The sequence below is a fragment of the Sandaracinobacteroides hominis genome (assembly GCF_016464365.1).
Classification (GTDB): Bacteria; Pseudomonadota; Alphaproteobacteria; order Sphingomonadales; family Sphingomonadaceae; genus Sandaracinobacteroides; species Sandaracinobacteroides hominis.
Genome location: NZ_JADCUC010000003.1, coordinates 156,338 through 170,123, shown reverse-complemented (window position 1 = coordinate 170,123; position 13,786 = coordinate 156,338). Strand labels below are relative to the sequence as shown.

The 13,786-nt window shown below is 68.3% G+C and carries 15 protein-coding genes; 3 read left to right on the top strand and 12 right to left on the bottom strand.

Going from position 1 to position 13,786, the window contains the following annotated elements; translation table 11 throughout:
- Positions 1 to 78: 78 nt before the first annotated feature.
- From IM784_RS17155 to IM784_RS08075, 4 genes are all read right to left on the bottom strand, one after another.
- Complete coding sequence (locus IM784_RS17155; RefSeq protein ID WP_235976693.1) at positions 79 to 828, bottom strand: Npun_F0296 family exosortase-dependent surface protein; 750 nt, start codon at positions 826 to 828, stop codon at positions 79 to 81.
- 193 nt (positions 829 to 1,021) lie between these two features.
- Positions 1,022 to 1,651, bottom strand: coding sequence for a MarC family protein (locus IM784_RS08085; RefSeq protein ID WP_199554813.1), 630 nt, complete (start codon positions 1,649 to 1,651; stop codon positions 1,022 to 1,024).
- Entirely contained in the window at positions 1,648 to 2,517 is an 870-nt protein-coding gene (gene folD, locus IM784_RS08080; protein ID WP_199554812.1) for a bifunctional methylenetetrahydrofolate dehydrogenase/methenyltetrahydrofolate cyclohydrolase FolD, read from the bottom strand. Before folD ends, IM784_RS08085 begins: the two co-directional genes overlap by 4 nt.
- Positions 2,514 to 2,813, bottom strand: a complete 300-nt coding sequence (locus IM784_RS08075; RefSeq protein WP_199554811.1) for a YggT family protein — start codon at positions 2,811 to 2,813, stop codon at positions 2,514 to 2,516. Before IM784_RS08075 ends, folD begins: the two co-directional genes overlap by 4 nt.
- Positions 2,814 to 2,889: 76 nt before the next feature.
- On the opposite strand from IM784_RS08075, the gene recF reads away from it, so the two are divergent.
- From recF to IM784_RS08060, 3 genes are all read left to right on the top strand, one after another.
- Positions 2,890 to 3,996, top strand: a complete 1,107-nt coding sequence (recF, locus tag IM784_RS08070) for a DNA replication/repair protein RecF (protein ID WP_199554810.1) — start codon at positions 2,890 to 2,892, stop codon at positions 3,994 to 3,996.
- Between the two features lie 73 nt (positions 3,997 to 4,069).
- Complete coding sequence (gyrB, locus tag IM784_RS08065) at positions 4,070 to 6,487, top strand: DNA topoisomerase (ATP-hydrolyzing) subunit B (RefSeq protein ID WP_199555062.1); 2,418 nt, start codon at positions 4,070 to 4,072, stop codon at positions 6,485 to 6,487.
- A 55-nt stretch (positions 6,488 to 6,542) separates the two neighbouring features.
- Entirely contained in the window at positions 6,543 to 6,998 is a 456-nt protein-coding gene (locus IM784_RS08060; protein ID WP_199554809.1) for a hypothetical protein, read from the top strand.
- 114 nt (positions 6,999 to 7,112) lie between these two features.
- Here the strand turns inward: IM784_RS08060 and IM784_RS08055 are convergent, their stop codons facing one another.
- The 8 genes from IM784_RS08055 to IM784_RS08020 are packed head-to-tail and all read right to left on the bottom strand — an operon-like array spanning position 7,113 to position 13,783.
- Complete coding sequence (locus IM784_RS08055) at positions 7,113 to 7,475, bottom strand: hypothetical protein (protein WP_199554808.1); 363 nt, start codon at positions 7,473 to 7,475, stop codon at positions 7,113 to 7,115.
- Positions 7,472 to 8,782 (bottom strand): type II secretion system protein GspL, encoded by a 1,311-nt coding sequence (gspL, locus tag IM784_RS08050; RefSeq protein WP_199554807.1) that lies wholly within the window; start codon positions 8,780 to 8,782, stop codon positions 7,472 to 7,474. The genes IM784_RS08055 and gspL overlap by 4 nt, the downstream gene beginning before the upstream one ends.
- Positions 8,779 to 9,687, bottom strand: coding sequence for a type II secretion system minor pseudopilin (locus IM784_RS08045; RefSeq protein WP_199554806.1), 909 nt, complete (start codon positions 9,685 to 9,687; stop codon positions 8,779 to 8,781). Before IM784_RS08045 ends, gspL begins: the two co-directional genes overlap by 4 nt.
- Complete coding sequence (locus IM784_RS08040; protein ID WP_199554805.1) at positions 9,684 to 10,250, bottom strand: type II secretion system protein GspJ; 567 nt, start codon at positions 10,248 to 10,250, stop codon at positions 9,684 to 9,686. Before IM784_RS08040 ends, IM784_RS08045 begins: the two co-directional genes overlap by 4 nt.
- Complete coding sequence (locus IM784_RS08035) at positions 10,247 to 10,708, bottom strand: type II secretion system protein (protein WP_199554804.1); 462 nt, start codon at positions 10,706 to 10,708, stop codon at positions 10,247 to 10,249. The genes IM784_RS08040 and IM784_RS08035 overlap by 4 nt, the downstream gene beginning before the upstream one ends.
- Positions 10,683 to 11,102: a type II secretion system major pseudopilin GspG gene (gene gspG, locus IM784_RS08030; protein ID WP_199554803.1), complete on the bottom strand. Its 420-nt coding sequence runs from the start codon at positions 11,100 to 11,102 to the stop codon at positions 10,683 to 10,685. The genes IM784_RS08035 and gspG overlap by 26 nt, the downstream gene beginning before the upstream one ends.
- Positions 11,103 to 12,248, bottom strand: a complete 1,146-nt coding sequence (locus IM784_RS08025; protein ID WP_199554802.1) for a type II secretion system F family protein — start codon at positions 12,246 to 12,248, stop codon at positions 11,103 to 11,105.
- On the bottom strand, positions 12,245 to 13,783 hold the full coding sequence (locus tag IM784_RS08020) for a GspE/PulE family protein (protein ID WP_199554801.1): 1,539 nt from the start codon (positions 13,781 to 13,783) through the stop codon (positions 12,245 to 12,247). Before IM784_RS08020 ends, IM784_RS08025 begins: the two co-directional genes overlap by 4 nt.
- Between the last annotated feature and the right edge of the window lie 3 nt (positions 13,784 to 13,786).

Below are 13,786 nucleotides of genomic sequence, written 5' to 3'. Positions count from 1 at the left end.
AATGGGGTGTGCCCGAAACGAAAGGGGCGCCCACGCTGCTGCGTGGACGCCCCCCAAATCATTCCCGACGCTGCCGGATCAGGCCAGAGTGGCGGCGATCCGGTTGCGGCGGCGCGCCGCGGCGCCGACGAGGCCGAAGCCCGCGATCAGCATCGCCCAGGTGGCGGGTTCCGGAACCGCGCCCTCGCCGCCGGGGCGGGTGTAGAAGCCGACGGTGTGGTTGTCGGATTCATAGCCGCCGCCTGCAGTCTGGGTGATCACGATGCGGTCAAACTGGTCGCCGCCCGTGAAATAGACGTTGAGGAAGGCATAGGGCTCGCCCGAATTGCCGCCGGTGTAAGGGGCGTTCGGGTTGCCGCAATAGGCATTCGGGCAGCTGCCGACGAAGCCGGCGACCTCGGCCGGGTTGATCGCCTTGACCAGATTGCCCTGGTAGTAGAATTCAAGCTGGTTGCCACTGTTGAGCGCCGACAGCCAATAGCCGAAATAGGTCAGCCCTTCCGGCAGCGTCGTGGTGAAATTGATGGTGATCGGCGTCAGGTTCGAGAAGGTCACCACATGCTGACCCGTGCCGCCGGCAGAGCCAAAGACGTTGGCGTCGTCGATGCGGCCGCCGGAATAGGTGGCCTGGATGGCGCCGCCGGTGCCGAAATCCGTGACGAAGTTTGCTGCCGAGCCGATCGGCTGACCGTCGAAGGTCTCCACGCCGGACGTGGTGAAGCCAGCAGTGGTGTTCTGCACACCGGGCGCTTCGTAGTTGACGCTAACGGCGGCCAAGGCCGGGACGGCAAAGAGGGCTGCGCCGGCAGCCGCGAGAATGAACTTCATGGAAAATCTCCAACCCCATGTACGCGGCGAGATGTTCGCCACCGGATTACAGGGTGCAATTGGCGTGCCAAATGGAGACACCCCTTGAATCGCAACTATTTGCCGCAGGGGGTAACAGATTTAGGCGCGATATATGTCAATGAATTTTACACCTAATCAACCGGTTAGTGTTTGCAAGCGTTAACCATGTTGTTCAGACGCGGAACGCGCCGATCAGCCCGTCGATGACAATCTGCGCGGCAAGCGCGGCCAGGATCACCCCCAGCAGCCGGGTGATCATCCCCTCCACCTTGGCCCCGACCCGCTGCATGATCGGGCCGGCGGCCAGCAGCGCCGCCAGCGTGAGCAGGAGGACGATGGCGAGGGCCAGATAGACCGCGAAGGACTGCATCGGGCCGGTCGCCTTGGAGGTCAGCAGCATCACTGCGGCTATCGATCCCGGGCCGGCGATCATCGGCATCGCCATCGGGAATACCGAGACATCCTCGACTGCTTCGTCGTTCACGGCCTGGGCGCGTTCCTCGCGCCGCTTCACGCGGGTTTCGAACACCATGTCGATGGCGATCAGGAACAGCATGATGCCCCCCGCCACCCGGAAGGCATCGAGGCTGATGCCCAGCGCGCGCAGGAAAGGTTCGCCGAAGGCCGCAAAGCCGAACAGGATGGCCGAGGCGATGAGGACCGAGCGATAGGCCATCGCCCGCCGTGCCGCATCGGTGGAGCGGGTGGTGAGGCTGGCGAAGATCGGCGCCGCGCCGGGCGGATCGATGACGACGAGAAGCGTCACCAGCGCCGAGATGAAGAGGTCGAGCGGGAAGCTCACTGGAGCGAGGCTGCCTTCAGCGTGTTTTCCAGCAGGCAGGCGATGGTCATCGGGCCTACGCCACCGGGCACCGGGGTGATGTGCGCGGCGACTTCGGCTGCCTCCGCGAAGGCGACGTCGCCGACCAGGCGAGTGCCTTCGCCGGATTCTTTCGGGACCCGGTTGATGCCCACGTCGATCACCGTGCAGCCGGGCTTCAGCCAGCTGCCGCGCACCATTTCCGGGCGGCCGACGGCGGCGATGACGATGTCGGCCCGGCGGACGAGGCCCGGGAGATCGCGGCTGCGGCTGTGGGCGACGGTGACGGTGGCCGAGGCGCCGATCAGCAGCGAGGCCATCGGCCGGCCGACGATGTTGGAGCGGCCGATGACGATGGCCTCGGCGCCCGCAATGTCGCCGAGCGTCGACTGCAGCAGGCGCAGGCAGCCGAGCGGCGTGCAGGGGACGAAGCCGTCTAGGCCGGTCGCCAGTCGCCCGGCGTTTACGGGCGAGAAGCCATCGACATCCTTGTCCGGCGAAATGGCCGAGATGATGCGGGCGCTGTCGATATGGGCGGGAAGCGGGAGTTGCACGAGGATGCCGTCGACGGCGGGGTCGCGGTTCAGCTGCTGGACCAGTGCGAGCAGCTCGGCCTCGGGCAGGGTGGCATCCCGCCGGTGCTCGATCGAGGTGATCCCGGCTTCGCGGCAGGCGGCGGTCTTGTTGCGGACATAGACGTGGCTGGCCGGATCGTCGCCGACAAGCACCACGGCGAGAGCGGGCGCACGGGCGCCGGCCGAGGCGCGGGCAATGACTGCCTGGGCGATATCGGCGCGCAGGCGGGCGGCGTGGGCCTTGCCGTCTATGATCTGGCCGGAGCCGGTCATGCGATGAGGTCCATCGCGAGGCCCTGCAGCAGGCTCTGCGTGAGGATGATGCCGAGCACGAGCACCAGCGGCGACAGGTCGATGCCGCCCATGTCGGGCAGGAGGTTGCGGATGGGGCGCAGGAACGGGTTTAGGAAGCGTTCGAGGCCGTTCAGGACGCTCCAGACGAAGCGATTCTGGGTGTTCACCACGTTGAAGGCGACCAGCCAGGACAGGATCGCCTGGATGACGATGACATAGATGAACAGCTGCAACACATAGACGAGGAAGCCGATCAGTTCCGCCACGGTATGCATGCTGGCTGTTGTCCTTGGCTAGGGAAGGGATGTGACGCCTCTAGCGGCTTGGGCGCCCGACCGCTAGACCGGCGCCGTGCCTCAGCCGCTTCATGTTGCATCTCTGACACTCGCCGGGTTTCGCAACCATGCGATGACGCGGATTGCGCCGGGGGCGGCGCCGTTCGTGCTGCTGACCGGGCCGAACGGCGCCGGCAAGACCAATGTGCTGGAGGCGCTGTCTTTGCTGGTGGTGGGGCGCGGGCTGCGTGGGCAGGCGCTGGGGCAGATGGCGCTGGCTGGCGGCGAGGGCGGCTTTCAGGTGCGCGCCGAGCTGGTCCCGGATGCGGCGCTGCCGCCGGTGGTGCTGAAGACGGGGACGCTGCCCGATGCGCCGGAGCGGCGCAGGTTGAGCGTGAACGGAGCGAATGCGCCGTTGTCGGCGTTGGGCGAGTGGAATGCGCAGCTGTGGATGACGCCGGCGATGGACCGGCTGTTTGCTGAAGCCGCCTCGGCGCGGCGGCGGTTTCTGGACCGGCTGGTGCTGGCGCTGAGCCCCGGCCATGCCGGGCATGCGACGCGCTATGATGCGGCGATGCGGGCGCGGACGCGACTGCTGACGGCGGATGCGCCGGCGGACCCGGCCTGGCTGGGCGGGCTGGAAGCGCAGATGGCCGAGCATGGGGCGGCGCTGGCAGAGGCGCGCAGCCTTACGGTTCGGGCGCTGGATGCAGCGCTGGCAGCGGTGCCGGACGGGGCGTTTCCGCGCCCTTCGCTGGCGCTGGAAGGGGAGCCGCCTGCCGATCTGGCGGCCGCCTTGCGCGCGGCGCGAGCTGTGGACCGGGCGGCGGGACGCGCGACGGTTGGGCCGCACCGAAGCGACCTGGCGGTGACGCATGCCGACAAGGCTTATGGGGTCGGCGCGATGCCGGCGGCGCTGGCCTCGACCGGTGAGCAGAAGGCGCTGTTGATCGCCATCCTGCTGGCGCATGCGGCGCTGGTGGCGGAGCGGTCGGGGCGGGCGCCGTTGCTGCTGCTGGACGAGGCGGTGGCGCATCTGGACCCGGAGCGGCGGCTGGCGCTGTTCGCGCGTTTGGCGACACTGGGCGGACAGGTGTGGCTGACGGGGACGGACGCGGCGCTGTTCGAAGGGCTGGAGGCGGCGCGGTTCGATGTGCGGGATGGGGCTGTGTTGCCGATTTAAGGCAGGATTTCTGGCGCTTTTTCTGGTGTTTCCCCGGCCTTGCCCCTATAGACTTTGCATGAGCGACGACGTGATGAATTCCGCCACCCCGACCGGTGACTATGGTGCTGATTCCATTCAGGTTCTTAAGGGACTTGAAGCGGTGCGCAAACGGCCGGGGATGTATATCGGCGATACCGACGATGGTTCGGGGCTGCACCATATGGTGTTCGAAGTTTCCGATAACGCGATCGACGAGGCGTTGGCGGGCTATTGCGACAGGATCCTGATCCAGCTGAACGCCGACGGCAGCGTGACGGTTGAGGACAATGGGCGCGGAATTCCGACCGGGATTCATGCCGAGGAGGGCGTTTCCGCCGCCGAGCTGGTGATGACGCAGCTGCATGCGGGCGGCAAGTTCAACAACCAGGAAGGCAATAGCTACAAGGTGTCGGGCGGTCTGCACGGCGTCGGTGTATCGGTGGTGAACGCGCTGTCGGACTGGACCGAACTGCGCATCTGGCGCGACGGTCACGAGCATTTCATGCGCTTCCGCCACGGCGTGCCGGAGGCTCCGCTGGCGGTTGTCGGCCCCCAGGGGGACAAGCGCGGCACGGCGGTGACCTTCCTGCCTTCGATCGAAACATTCCGTACCGGCATCGAGTTCGATTTCGACAAGCTGGAGCATCGCTATCGCGAGCTGGCATTCCTGAACTCGGGCGTGCGGCTGTTCCTGGTGGATGCGCGCCATGCCGATCGTCGCGAGGTGGAGCTGTTCTATGAGGGCGGGCTGACCGAGATGGTCCGCTGGCTGGACCGCACCAAGACGTCGCTGATGTCGGAGCCGGTGAGCATCCGCGGCCAGCGCGACGATATCGGCATCGAAGTCGCGCTGCAGTGGAACGACAGCTATTACGAGCAGGTTCTGGCCTTTACCAACAACATCCCGCAGCGGGATGGCGGCACGCACATGGCGGCGTTCCGCTCGGCATTGACGCGGACGTTGAATGCCTATGCGGAGAAATCCGGGCTGCTGAAGAAGGAAAAGGTCGGCCTGAACGGCGACGACATGCGCGAGGGGCTGACGGCGGTGGTTTCGGTGAAGCTGCCGGACCCGAAGTTCAGCTCTCAGACGAAGGACAAGCTGGTATCCTCTGAAGTGCGGCAGCCGCTGGAATCGCTGCTGGCCGACAAGCTGGCCGAATGGCTGGAGGAGAATCCCGGCCCGGCACGCGGCATCGTGCAGAAGATCATCGAGGCGGCGATCGCCCGCGAAGCCGCCCGCAAGGCGCGCGAAGCCAGCCGCAAGTCGGCGCTTTCCGTGGCGTCGCTGCCGGGCAAGCTGGCGGATTGCCAGGAGAAGGACCCGGCGAAGTCCGAGCTGTTCATCGTCGAGGGTGACTCGGCTGGCGGTTCGGCGAAGCAGGGGCGCGACCGGAGTTACCAGGCGATCCTGCCGCTGCGCGGCAAGATCCTGAACGTGGAGCGGGCGCGTTTCGACCGGATGCTGGGTTCCAAGGAAATCGGCACGCTGATCCAGGCGCTGGGCACCGGCATCGGGCGCGAGGAATTTTCGCTGGAGAAGCTGCGCTACCACAAGATCGTCATCATGACCGACGCCGATGTCGATGGCGCGCACATCCGCACGCTGCTGCTGACCTTCTTCTATCGGCAGATGCCGGATCTGATCCGTTCGGGGCACCTCTATATTGCCCAGCCGCCGCTCTATAAGGTGACGCGCGGACGTTCGGAGGTGTATCTGAAGGACGAGGCGGCGCTGGAGGATTATCTGGTTGCTGCTGGGGTTTCCGGAATGGCGCTGACCTCGGGCAACGATCAGCGTTCGGGCGAAGACCTGGTTTCGCTGGTGGATCATGCGCGGCGGATGAAGCGGCTGATGGGCTATGTGCCGCGCCGCTATCCGGCGCCGCTGGTGGAAGCGCTGGCGCTGGCCGGGGCGCTGGATCCGAACGCGACGGATACGTCCGCCGCCGCAAACCGGCTGGCGGCCTGGCTGAACGAGGGCAGCGCGGGCTGGAGCGCCGAGCCGGGGGCCGAGGGCGGCTTTGTGGTTCGGCATCTGGATCGTGGCGTGACCGACGCCTTTGTGGTGGATCGGGCGTTTGTCGCCAGTGCCGAGGCGCGCAAGCTGCATTCGCTGGCCGCCGAACAGGCAAAGGCCTGGGCGACGAACGCCAGCCTTGGCAGCCTTTCCGAGACGTCGCGCACGGCTGCGACTGCGGTTCGCCGGCCGTCCGAGCTGCTGGAAGCGGTGATGGAAGCCGGCCGCAAGGGTCTCGCCGTGCAGCGCTATAAGGGGCTGGGCGAAATGAATGCGGAACAATTGTGGGAAACCACGCTTGATCCTGCAGCACGTACGCTGCTGAAGGTGGAAATCGGCGACGCTTATGAAGCCGACGAGACTTTCACCCAGCTGATGGGCGACATTGTGGAACCTCGGCGGGAGTTCATTCAGCAAAATGCCTTGTCGGTCGCAAACCTTGATATCTAGGCCGCTGCGGCGGCTGGTTCCTCTGGCGCTTGCGCTGGCTGTTGCGGCCCCCGTAATGGCGCAGCAGCTGGAGCATCAGAACGAGCCTGACAGCGACGTGGAGCGGATCGGCAAGAAGGCCGAGAATATCGTGCGGCAACCGATCAAGGATGTCGGGCTGATGCGCGAAAATCCGCCCGAAGTGCTGCTGGATGCACAGAAGGCGCCCTATTCGCTGGCAGGCATCAAGAGCTGCGCCGACTTCCAGCGCGCCATTTCCGAGCTGTATCCGGTGTTGGGGCCCGACGTGGACGCGGTGGACGACAAGGGCGATGCACTGCCGGAACGGCTGGCCGACGCCGGGGCGAAATCGATCGTCAACTCGCTGATCCCGTTTCGCGGCATCGTCCGCGAGGCGACCGGAGCTGCCGAAGCCGACCGGAAGTTCCGGATGATGGTCGCCTCCGGCATGGCCCGGCGCGGCTATCTGAAGGGTGTCGCCCGCGAACGGAAGTGCAAGATCCAGGGCTGATGCCGGCGGGTTTGCCGCGTGCCGGCCGTCGGCAAAGCCGCCGAGTCCGGCCGGGGTTGCATTTCGATTCAGATGCGTAGCGCGGGCAAAGCCCGCGCCGTCGAACGGGCTGCTTCAGCTACAGGCGCGCATCCCGCCCACCGGTAGCGACATCGTTTCCCCGCCCTGCTGTTCCAGCCGCATCGAGCCGGAGCGGATGATCTGGCCGTTCTGGATGGCGTTGTTGTCGGCAAAGTCGAGGTTTACCAGCACCGTATAGCCGTGGCCGCCATATTGGCCCGGTGCATATTCGGCGATGTCGAACATCTGCTTTCCCTTGCGCATGCGCATTGTTTTCGATGTCTCGTCGATCATGGCCAGGCGCAGCGGTTGCTCGGTGCGGGTCCACAGGAAGATGCGGCAGCGGCCCGGCTCGGCCTTTTGCGGCGGCAGCTCGGTGAGGCCGAGAAGCGAGGCGGCAAGGATCGCGAGGATCATGGCGCGGCCGTGAAGCTGGCGGAAAGCGTCTCGTCGGCGTTGCGCGAGAGGCTGGCGGCGGTGAAGTTGGCGCCCTTCATTTCAAGGTCCGCGAGCAGCGGCAACAGCACCGTGGAGCGGGCGGCAGCGACCTGGATGGGGCCGCTGCTGCCCGGCTGCGACAGGCCGGCGGCGATGAAGGCGGCGGCGACTGCCTGTGGCTGCATCCGGCCACCGCGCGCCTTGGCAGCGGCGACAAGGGCAGCGTCGGAGCGGGCGGAGACCAGCCGCAGCATCGAGCGGGAAAGCGGTGTGTCGGTGGTGGCGATGCCGGCGCGGCGATCGCCCAGCGTCAGGCTGGTGCCGTCGGCCTTTGCCGTGAAGGCGCCGGCGGCCAGTTTCGGGCCTACCGCGTTGATGGCATCGGCACTGCCGCCCAGCACCAGCTGCAGCTCCCCGCCGGCGAGGCGAGCGCTGTCGAGGCGGGCGCCGGGGGTCTGTTCGACTGCCTGCGCGACGGCGGTGAGGCGGGCGGCAAGCGCGCCGCCTTCTGCTGCGCGACGGGCCTGTGCCAATGCGGCGGCGCCGGCCTCCGCGTCTGTCGGGCGGCTGCCGAGGGTGGCGGCTGCCAGCTCGACGACGGCGCGGTCGTGTGCGGCGACGGTGGCGGCCGTGCGGGCGCGGTCCACGAGGGCGGGTGCGATCAGCAGCAGCAGCGCCAGCGCCGTGAGCAGGGCCGCCCACAGGCGGAAGCGGCGTTCCTTCCACCATTTGCGGCGGGGAGCGAACAGGCCCTGCAGCATGTCGAGCGGCAAGGGATCGGGGATGGCGTCCGGGCCGAAGGCCGACATGCGCGCCATCCGGCCCAGCTGGCTGACGCCGGCAAGCGGCGAGGCGAGCGCGGGTTCGATCAGGCCCGCAACCTCGCCTGTCTTGATGAGTACCCTGTCGTGGAAACGGGCGAGGGCCGGGCCATCCGGCTCGGGCTCGAGCAGGAGAGCGGCGGGCAGCAGGTGCGCGGGCTTCACGCCGGCTGCATCGAAATGCGCGAGATGGCCTGCCATCCGTTCGCGATCCATGATGGCGATCCAGCTGGCACCCTCGGCGTCGGTCGGGCCGACGGCGATATGCAGCTCGTCGAGCGGGCGGGCGGCCAGATCCGTCGCCCGCATCCGCGCTTCCTCCAGCCGGGGGGTCGGATCGGTCTCGATCAGGTGCAGGCGATGCAGGGCGACATCGTCCCCCGGAATGACGGCGATCAGCGGCGCGTCGTCGGCGCCCTGCACCAGCGTCTCCACGCCCTCTTCGGTTGCAATCAGCATCGTCATGCAGCCACCTCTACCGCACGCCAGCGGCTGGAGGCCACCCTTGCCGGCTGCTGGATCGAATCGACGAGCAGTTCACGGCTGACCGTGGCACGCGGGGTACGGGCGATGACCTCCAGGGTCAGCCAGCGGCTGGTGGTGACGAGCGATTCGGCGGTGCCGGTGCCGTCACCGGTGCCGGAGCCTGCCCGCATGAAATCGTCGGCGCTGCCCCAGCCGCTTGCGGGACGGCTGGTGATGGCCCGGCGGGCTTCATCGGTGCTCATGCCGATTCCGGCCAGCAGCGGCGCATCTTCTGCCGCCAGCCGATTGATGTTGATTGCGGTGGCATCGCGGGTGGGCAGAGCGCACAGAAACCGGCCGGCGAGCTGCCAGTGACGGGCGGTGACACCCGGGATTGTCGTCCATTCGCTGCCATCGGCCCAGAGGACGCCGTTCTGCGCCAGGCGGGCGGCGGTGGCACGGGCGATGGTATCCGCTTCCAGCAGCGGGATCCCGGTGGCGGTGAGCAGGCGCGCGAAATCCTGCGGACTGGCGGCCGCCTTGCTTTCGCCGGTGCTGACGGTGGAAGGCGGGCGCGACAGGCTGTTGAGGTTGAAGCAGTTGCCGCCTTCGGAGAAGCGCAGCACGACTTCGCCCTCGCCATAGTCGAGCCTGATGGGGTCTTCCATGGATTGCGCGCCGGTGCGGGCGAGCGCCTTCAGCCGATAGACCAGCGAGAGGGCAGCCGAGGTGCCGGAATTGGCGAGGAACTGCGCCTCCGATCGGGCGCTGGAATCGGTGATCCGGTCGGTCGCCGCGCGCAGCCGGGAAAGGCCGACGGCGGCAAAGCCGGCGAGCAGCATGACCATCGCCAGCACGGCGAACAGCGCGGCGCCGCGTTCGGAGGGCTTGCCCGGCGCGCTCACGCGGCGACCAGGAATTTGAGGATGATCGGCACGCCGTCGGCGCGCAGCAGCGTCATCTCGACGGCGCGCGGCAGGTCTTCCGGGTCTTGCGGCTGCCAGCCGTCCTGCCAGCCCTGTTCGGTGGCGACGCGCAGGCGGATAGCGGAAATCCCCTCGATCATGGCCACCGGCTGGCCGGGGGGCGAGCGGTCTATGGTGGGGAAGGGCTGGCGGACCAGCTGGCCATCGACGAGGCCCCAGGAGACTTTCTCGAGCGCTGGAAGCGTGCCTTCCCTGCGACGGACGAAGACGAAACCGTCTGGCGTGAGGACGAAGGCGGGCATCGGTGCGCCGTCTGCGGCAAGGCTGGGGCGTTGCGCCGCCTGTCCGAGATCGGCGGCGAGGACGGCGCGGGTGGCTTCGAGGTTGGAGAGCGAGGCGAGCGCCGTGTCGGTGGCGGCAAAGCTGCGCGTGGCGCCCATGGTGAGGGCGGTGGCAACGGTGGCGATGATGCCGAAGATCAGCAGCGACACCAGCATCTCCACCAGCGTGAAGCCGAGTTGTGCGCGAGGCGGCAGCTTCATGGCTGCTGCCCGCGCTGCTCACCGCGCGGACGCAGCAGGGTGCGGGTGGCGAGCGGCGGGCCGCCGCCGGCTGATGCCACGCTGATATCCACACGGACGAGATCGGGCATGGCCGCGGGATCTGGCGGCGGGCCGGGCGTGATCGTTGTCGTCCATTCGCGGCCGGCGTTGAACTCGGTGCTGGTTTCGGCGGCGAGCGGGGCGCCGGGGGCTGCAAGCACGTCTATGGCGCGGTTGTCGGCCTGCAACCGGGCGCCGGCGGACATGCCGAGGCTGGCGGTGCCGGCGAGCTGGAAGGTCTGGAAACGGGCGAGGGTGAGGCCGACGAGGCTGAGAATCAGCATCGCCACGAGCATTTCGATCAGGGTGAATCCACCCGCCGCCGCAGAAGCTGTCTTGGCGGCGCCAGCCGCAGAAGCCGTGTTGACGGCCTCAGCCGTCGGAGCGGAGGTCCGCATTTTCGCCTTCGCCGCCCTCGACGCCGTCCGCACCCAGCGAGATGACGGCATAGGGTTTGTTGTTGGCGCCGGGGACGACATAGCCATAGGGCTTGCCCCACGGGTCGTTCGGCAGATTCTTTAGCTTGGCACCGGTCACCGTGGGCGCAACGAGGACGGCGAGGCCTTCCTCTGCCGTCGGGTAGCGGCCGGTGTCGATGCGCCAGAACTCCAGCCCCTGTTCGATGATGGCAATGTCGGCCTCTGCCTTTTGCACCTGCGCGCGGCTTTGCATCGGCAGGACATTCAGCACCACGACAGTGGTGAGCAGGCCGATGATGGCGAGCACGACGAGAAGCTCGACGAGGGTGAAGCCATTTGCCTGCGGGCGGGGGCGGATGGGTTTGGCGGACATTCAGGGGGCTCCGACGGCGGCACCGGCGAGGGTGTTGAGTTCGAGGATGGGCAGCAGCACGGCCAGGATGATGAGGCCGACGGCGCCGCCCAATAGCACGATGATTGCCGGCTCCGCCAGCGCCAGAAGGGTGCGGCTGCGGTCGCTGAGCTGGCGATCGAGGCTGGTTGCGGCGGATTCGAGCAGCGGCGCGAGGCGGCCAGAGCTTTCGCCTGACTGCACGAGGCTGACGAGGAGGCCGGGCGGGTTCGGCAGCAGCGGCAGCGTTGCGGTGAGCGAGGAGCCGGCGCGGACCTGCGCGGCGATGCGGTTGGAGGCGTCGCGCCAGGCGCTGTTGCCGAGTGTGGGCGAAGTGATGGCGAGGGCTTCTGCCAGCGGCAGGCCGGCGCCGAGCATGGTGGAGAGGAGGCGCGCCCAGCGCACGGCCTCCAGCGCGGAAAGCCAGCCGCCGATCAGCGGCAGGCGGAGCAGCCAGGCGTCGAAGCGGCCGCGGTTGCCGGGGCGCTTCATCCACTGCGAGAGGCCGAGGACGGTGAGCAGAGGCAGGAGGAGGAGGAGCCACCACCAGCCCTTCACGAAATCCGAGACGGCGAGGACGGCGCGGGTGAGCATCGGCAGCGGCTGGCCCGAGCCGGTGAGCTGGCCGGCGATGGCCGGCACCACGAACAGCAGCATGGCGATGATGACGCCGACGGCAACGAGGATCAGCAGCGCGGGATAGGCGAGCGAGGCGATCAGGCGCGAGCGGAGCGCGACCTGTGCCTCCAGCGCGTCGGCAAGCCGGTTCAGCAGCAGCGGCAGGCGGCCGGAGGCTTCACCGGCGGCGATGGTGGCCTTGACCTCGGGCGGGAAGGCGCTGGCGGGGAGCGCCGCGGCGAGCGGGCTGCCGGCCTGCAGCGCGCGGTTGGTGCGCTGCAGGATCTGCCGCTCATTCTCGCGGCCGGGCTGGCGGGCGAGCGTGGCGACGGCATCCGAAATGGGCATGACGGCGGCGAGCGTGGCCATCTGCCGGATGAGGGTGGAGCGTTGCTGGGCGCCGAGTTTTGGCGCCGCCGCGTCTGCCGGCTTGCCGAAGCCACCGATGTGGATCGGGCGCTTCCAGAAGGGCAGCTCGGCGGGGTTCGGCGGCTTTGCAGGCGCGTTCATGCGCCGAGGTTCGCCGGGTCTATGCCGCCGGTGATTGCAGCGTGGCTGAGGTCGCGCGCGGGCTCGCCCTGGAACAGCGGCAGGACTTCTGTGGGGGTGGTGCGCTTGTCGCGCACGGCGGCGCGGGCGGATTCTTTCAGCGAGCGGTGCAGACCGGCGGCCTCTAGGCGGCCTTCGCCGGCGCCGTCGTTGATGAGGGCGCGGACAGGGCCGTCTGCGGTGATGAGCTCGAACAGGCCGCGGCGCTTTGCAAAGCCGGTGTGGCGGCAGCTGGGGCAGCCGTTGGCCTTGGCGATGGGGATGCCGGCCGGCAGGCCGATGCGCTGGGCGAGCGGGGCGGCAAGCGGTTCCTCGGTGACGCAGACCTGGCAGACGAGGCGGGCGAGGCGCTGGGCGACGACGGCGCGCAGCGTGGCGGCGATGAGGAAGGTTTCGACGCCGAAATCGCGCAGGCGGGTGATGGCGCCGGCGGCCGAGTTTGCGTGGACGGTGGAGAGCACGAGGTGACCGGTGAGGGCGGCCTGCACGGCGATTTCCGCCGTTTCGCGGTCGCGGATTTCACCGACCATGACCACGTCCGGGTCCTGCCGAAGGATGGCGCGGAGGCCCTGGGCGAAGGTGAGGCCGACGCGGGTATCGACCTGCGTCTGGCCGACTCCGGGGACTGCATATTCGACCGGGTCTTCGACGGTCAGGATGTTGCGCTTGCCGTCGGTCAGCTTTTTCAGCGCGGCATAGAGGGTGGTGGTTTTCCCGGCGCCCGTCGGGCCGGTGACGAGGATGATGCCGTTCGGCGCGCCCAACGCTTCGGTGAGGGCGGCGTTGGTGGCCTCGTCGAGGCCGAGATCGGATAGTTCGAGGCCGACTGCCGCCTGATCGAGGATACGCATCACCACGCGCTCGCCGCCGCGGGCGGGCAGGGTGGAAACGCGGACGTCGAGGCCGCGCGAGCCGAGCGTGAGCGAGATGCGGCCGTCCTGCGGCAGGCGTTTTTCGGCGATGTCGAGGCGGGCCATCACCTTCACGCGCGAGACCAGCATCGGTGCCACTTCGGGCGGCAGCCGGAGGACTTCTTCCATCACCCCGTCGCGGCGGAGGCGGACGGCCATGCCCTCTTCGGTCGGCTCCAGATGGATGTCGGATGCGCCCTGCTGCACGGCCTGCGCGACGAGGGCGTTGATGAGGCGGATGACGGGGGCGGCATCGTCGTTGTCGAGGAGGTCGGCGGTGTCGCGCGCGAGGGTGGCGAGGTTGGTTGCAGCGGCAGCATCTGCGGCGGCGCTGAGGCCGTCGGTCGCGTAGGTTTCCGAAAGCAGCCGGTCGAAGGCTTCGTCGCCCAGTGTGTCGATCAACAGGGCCCGCCCTGCGATGCGCCGGGCCTCCAGGATGGCGGCGGGCCTGGCGCTGCGGCGGATGGCGAGCCGGTCGCCGCCGCTTTGCAGCAGCACGCCGTTGGCGCGGGCGAAGGCATAGGGGAGCAGCGCGGGGGCACCCGCCGGGCCGCCGATGCTGCCGAAGGCGGGCGGCGTGGACATGGG

What these genes read in the sequence shown, in the direction of transcription:
- IM784_RS17155 (WP_235976693.1), bottom strand. Translation starts at nt 828, where the DNA reads ATGAAGTTCATTCTCGCGGCTGCCGGCGCAGCCCTCTTTGCCGTCCCG.
- folD (WP_199554812.1), bottom strand. Translation starts at nt 2,517, where the DNA reads ATGACCGGCTCCGGCCAGATCATAGACGGCAAGGCCCACGCCGCCCGC.
- IM784_RS08075 (WP_199554811.1), bottom strand. Translation starts at nt 2,813, where the DNA reads ATGCATACCGTGGCGGAACTGATCGGCTTCCTCGTCTATGTGTTGCAG.
- gyrB (WP_199555062.1), top strand. Translation starts at nt 4,070, where the DNA reads ATGAATTCCGCCACCCCGACCGGTGACTATGGTGCTGATTCCATTCAG.
- IM784_RS08060 (WP_199554809.1), top strand. Translation starts at nt 6,543, where the DNA reads ATGGCGCAGCAGCTGGAGCATCAGAACGAGCCTGACAGCGACGTGGAG.
- IM784_RS08055 (WP_199554808.1), bottom strand. Translation starts at nt 7,475, where the DNA reads ATGATCCTCGCGATCCTTGCCGCCTCGCTTCTCGGCCTCACCGAGCTG.
- gspL (WP_199554807.1), bottom strand. Translation starts at nt 8,782, where the DNA reads ATGACGATGCTGATTGCAACCGAAGAGGGCGTGGAGACGCTGGTGCAG.
- IM784_RS08040 (WP_199554805.1), bottom strand. Translation starts at nt 10,250, where the DNA reads ATGAAGCTGCCGCCTCGCGCACAACTCGGCTTCACGCTGGTGGAGATG.
- IM784_RS08035 (WP_199554804.1), bottom strand. Translation starts at nt 10,708, where the DNA reads ATGCGGACCTCCGCTCCGACGGCTGAGGCCGTCAACACGGCTTCTGCG.
- gspG (WP_199554803.1), bottom strand. Translation starts at nt 11,102, where the DNA reads ATGTCCGCCAAACCCATCCGCCCCCGCCCGCAGGCAAATGGCTTCACC.
- IM784_RS08025 (WP_199554802.1), bottom strand. Translation starts at nt 12,248, where the DNA reads ATGAACGCGCCTGCAAAGCCGCCGAACCCCGCCGAGCTGCCCTTCTGG.
- IM784_RS08020 (WP_199554801.1), bottom strand. Translation starts at nt 13,783, where the DNA reads ATGTCCACGCCGCCCGCCTTCGGCAGCATCGGCGGCCCGGCGGGTGCC.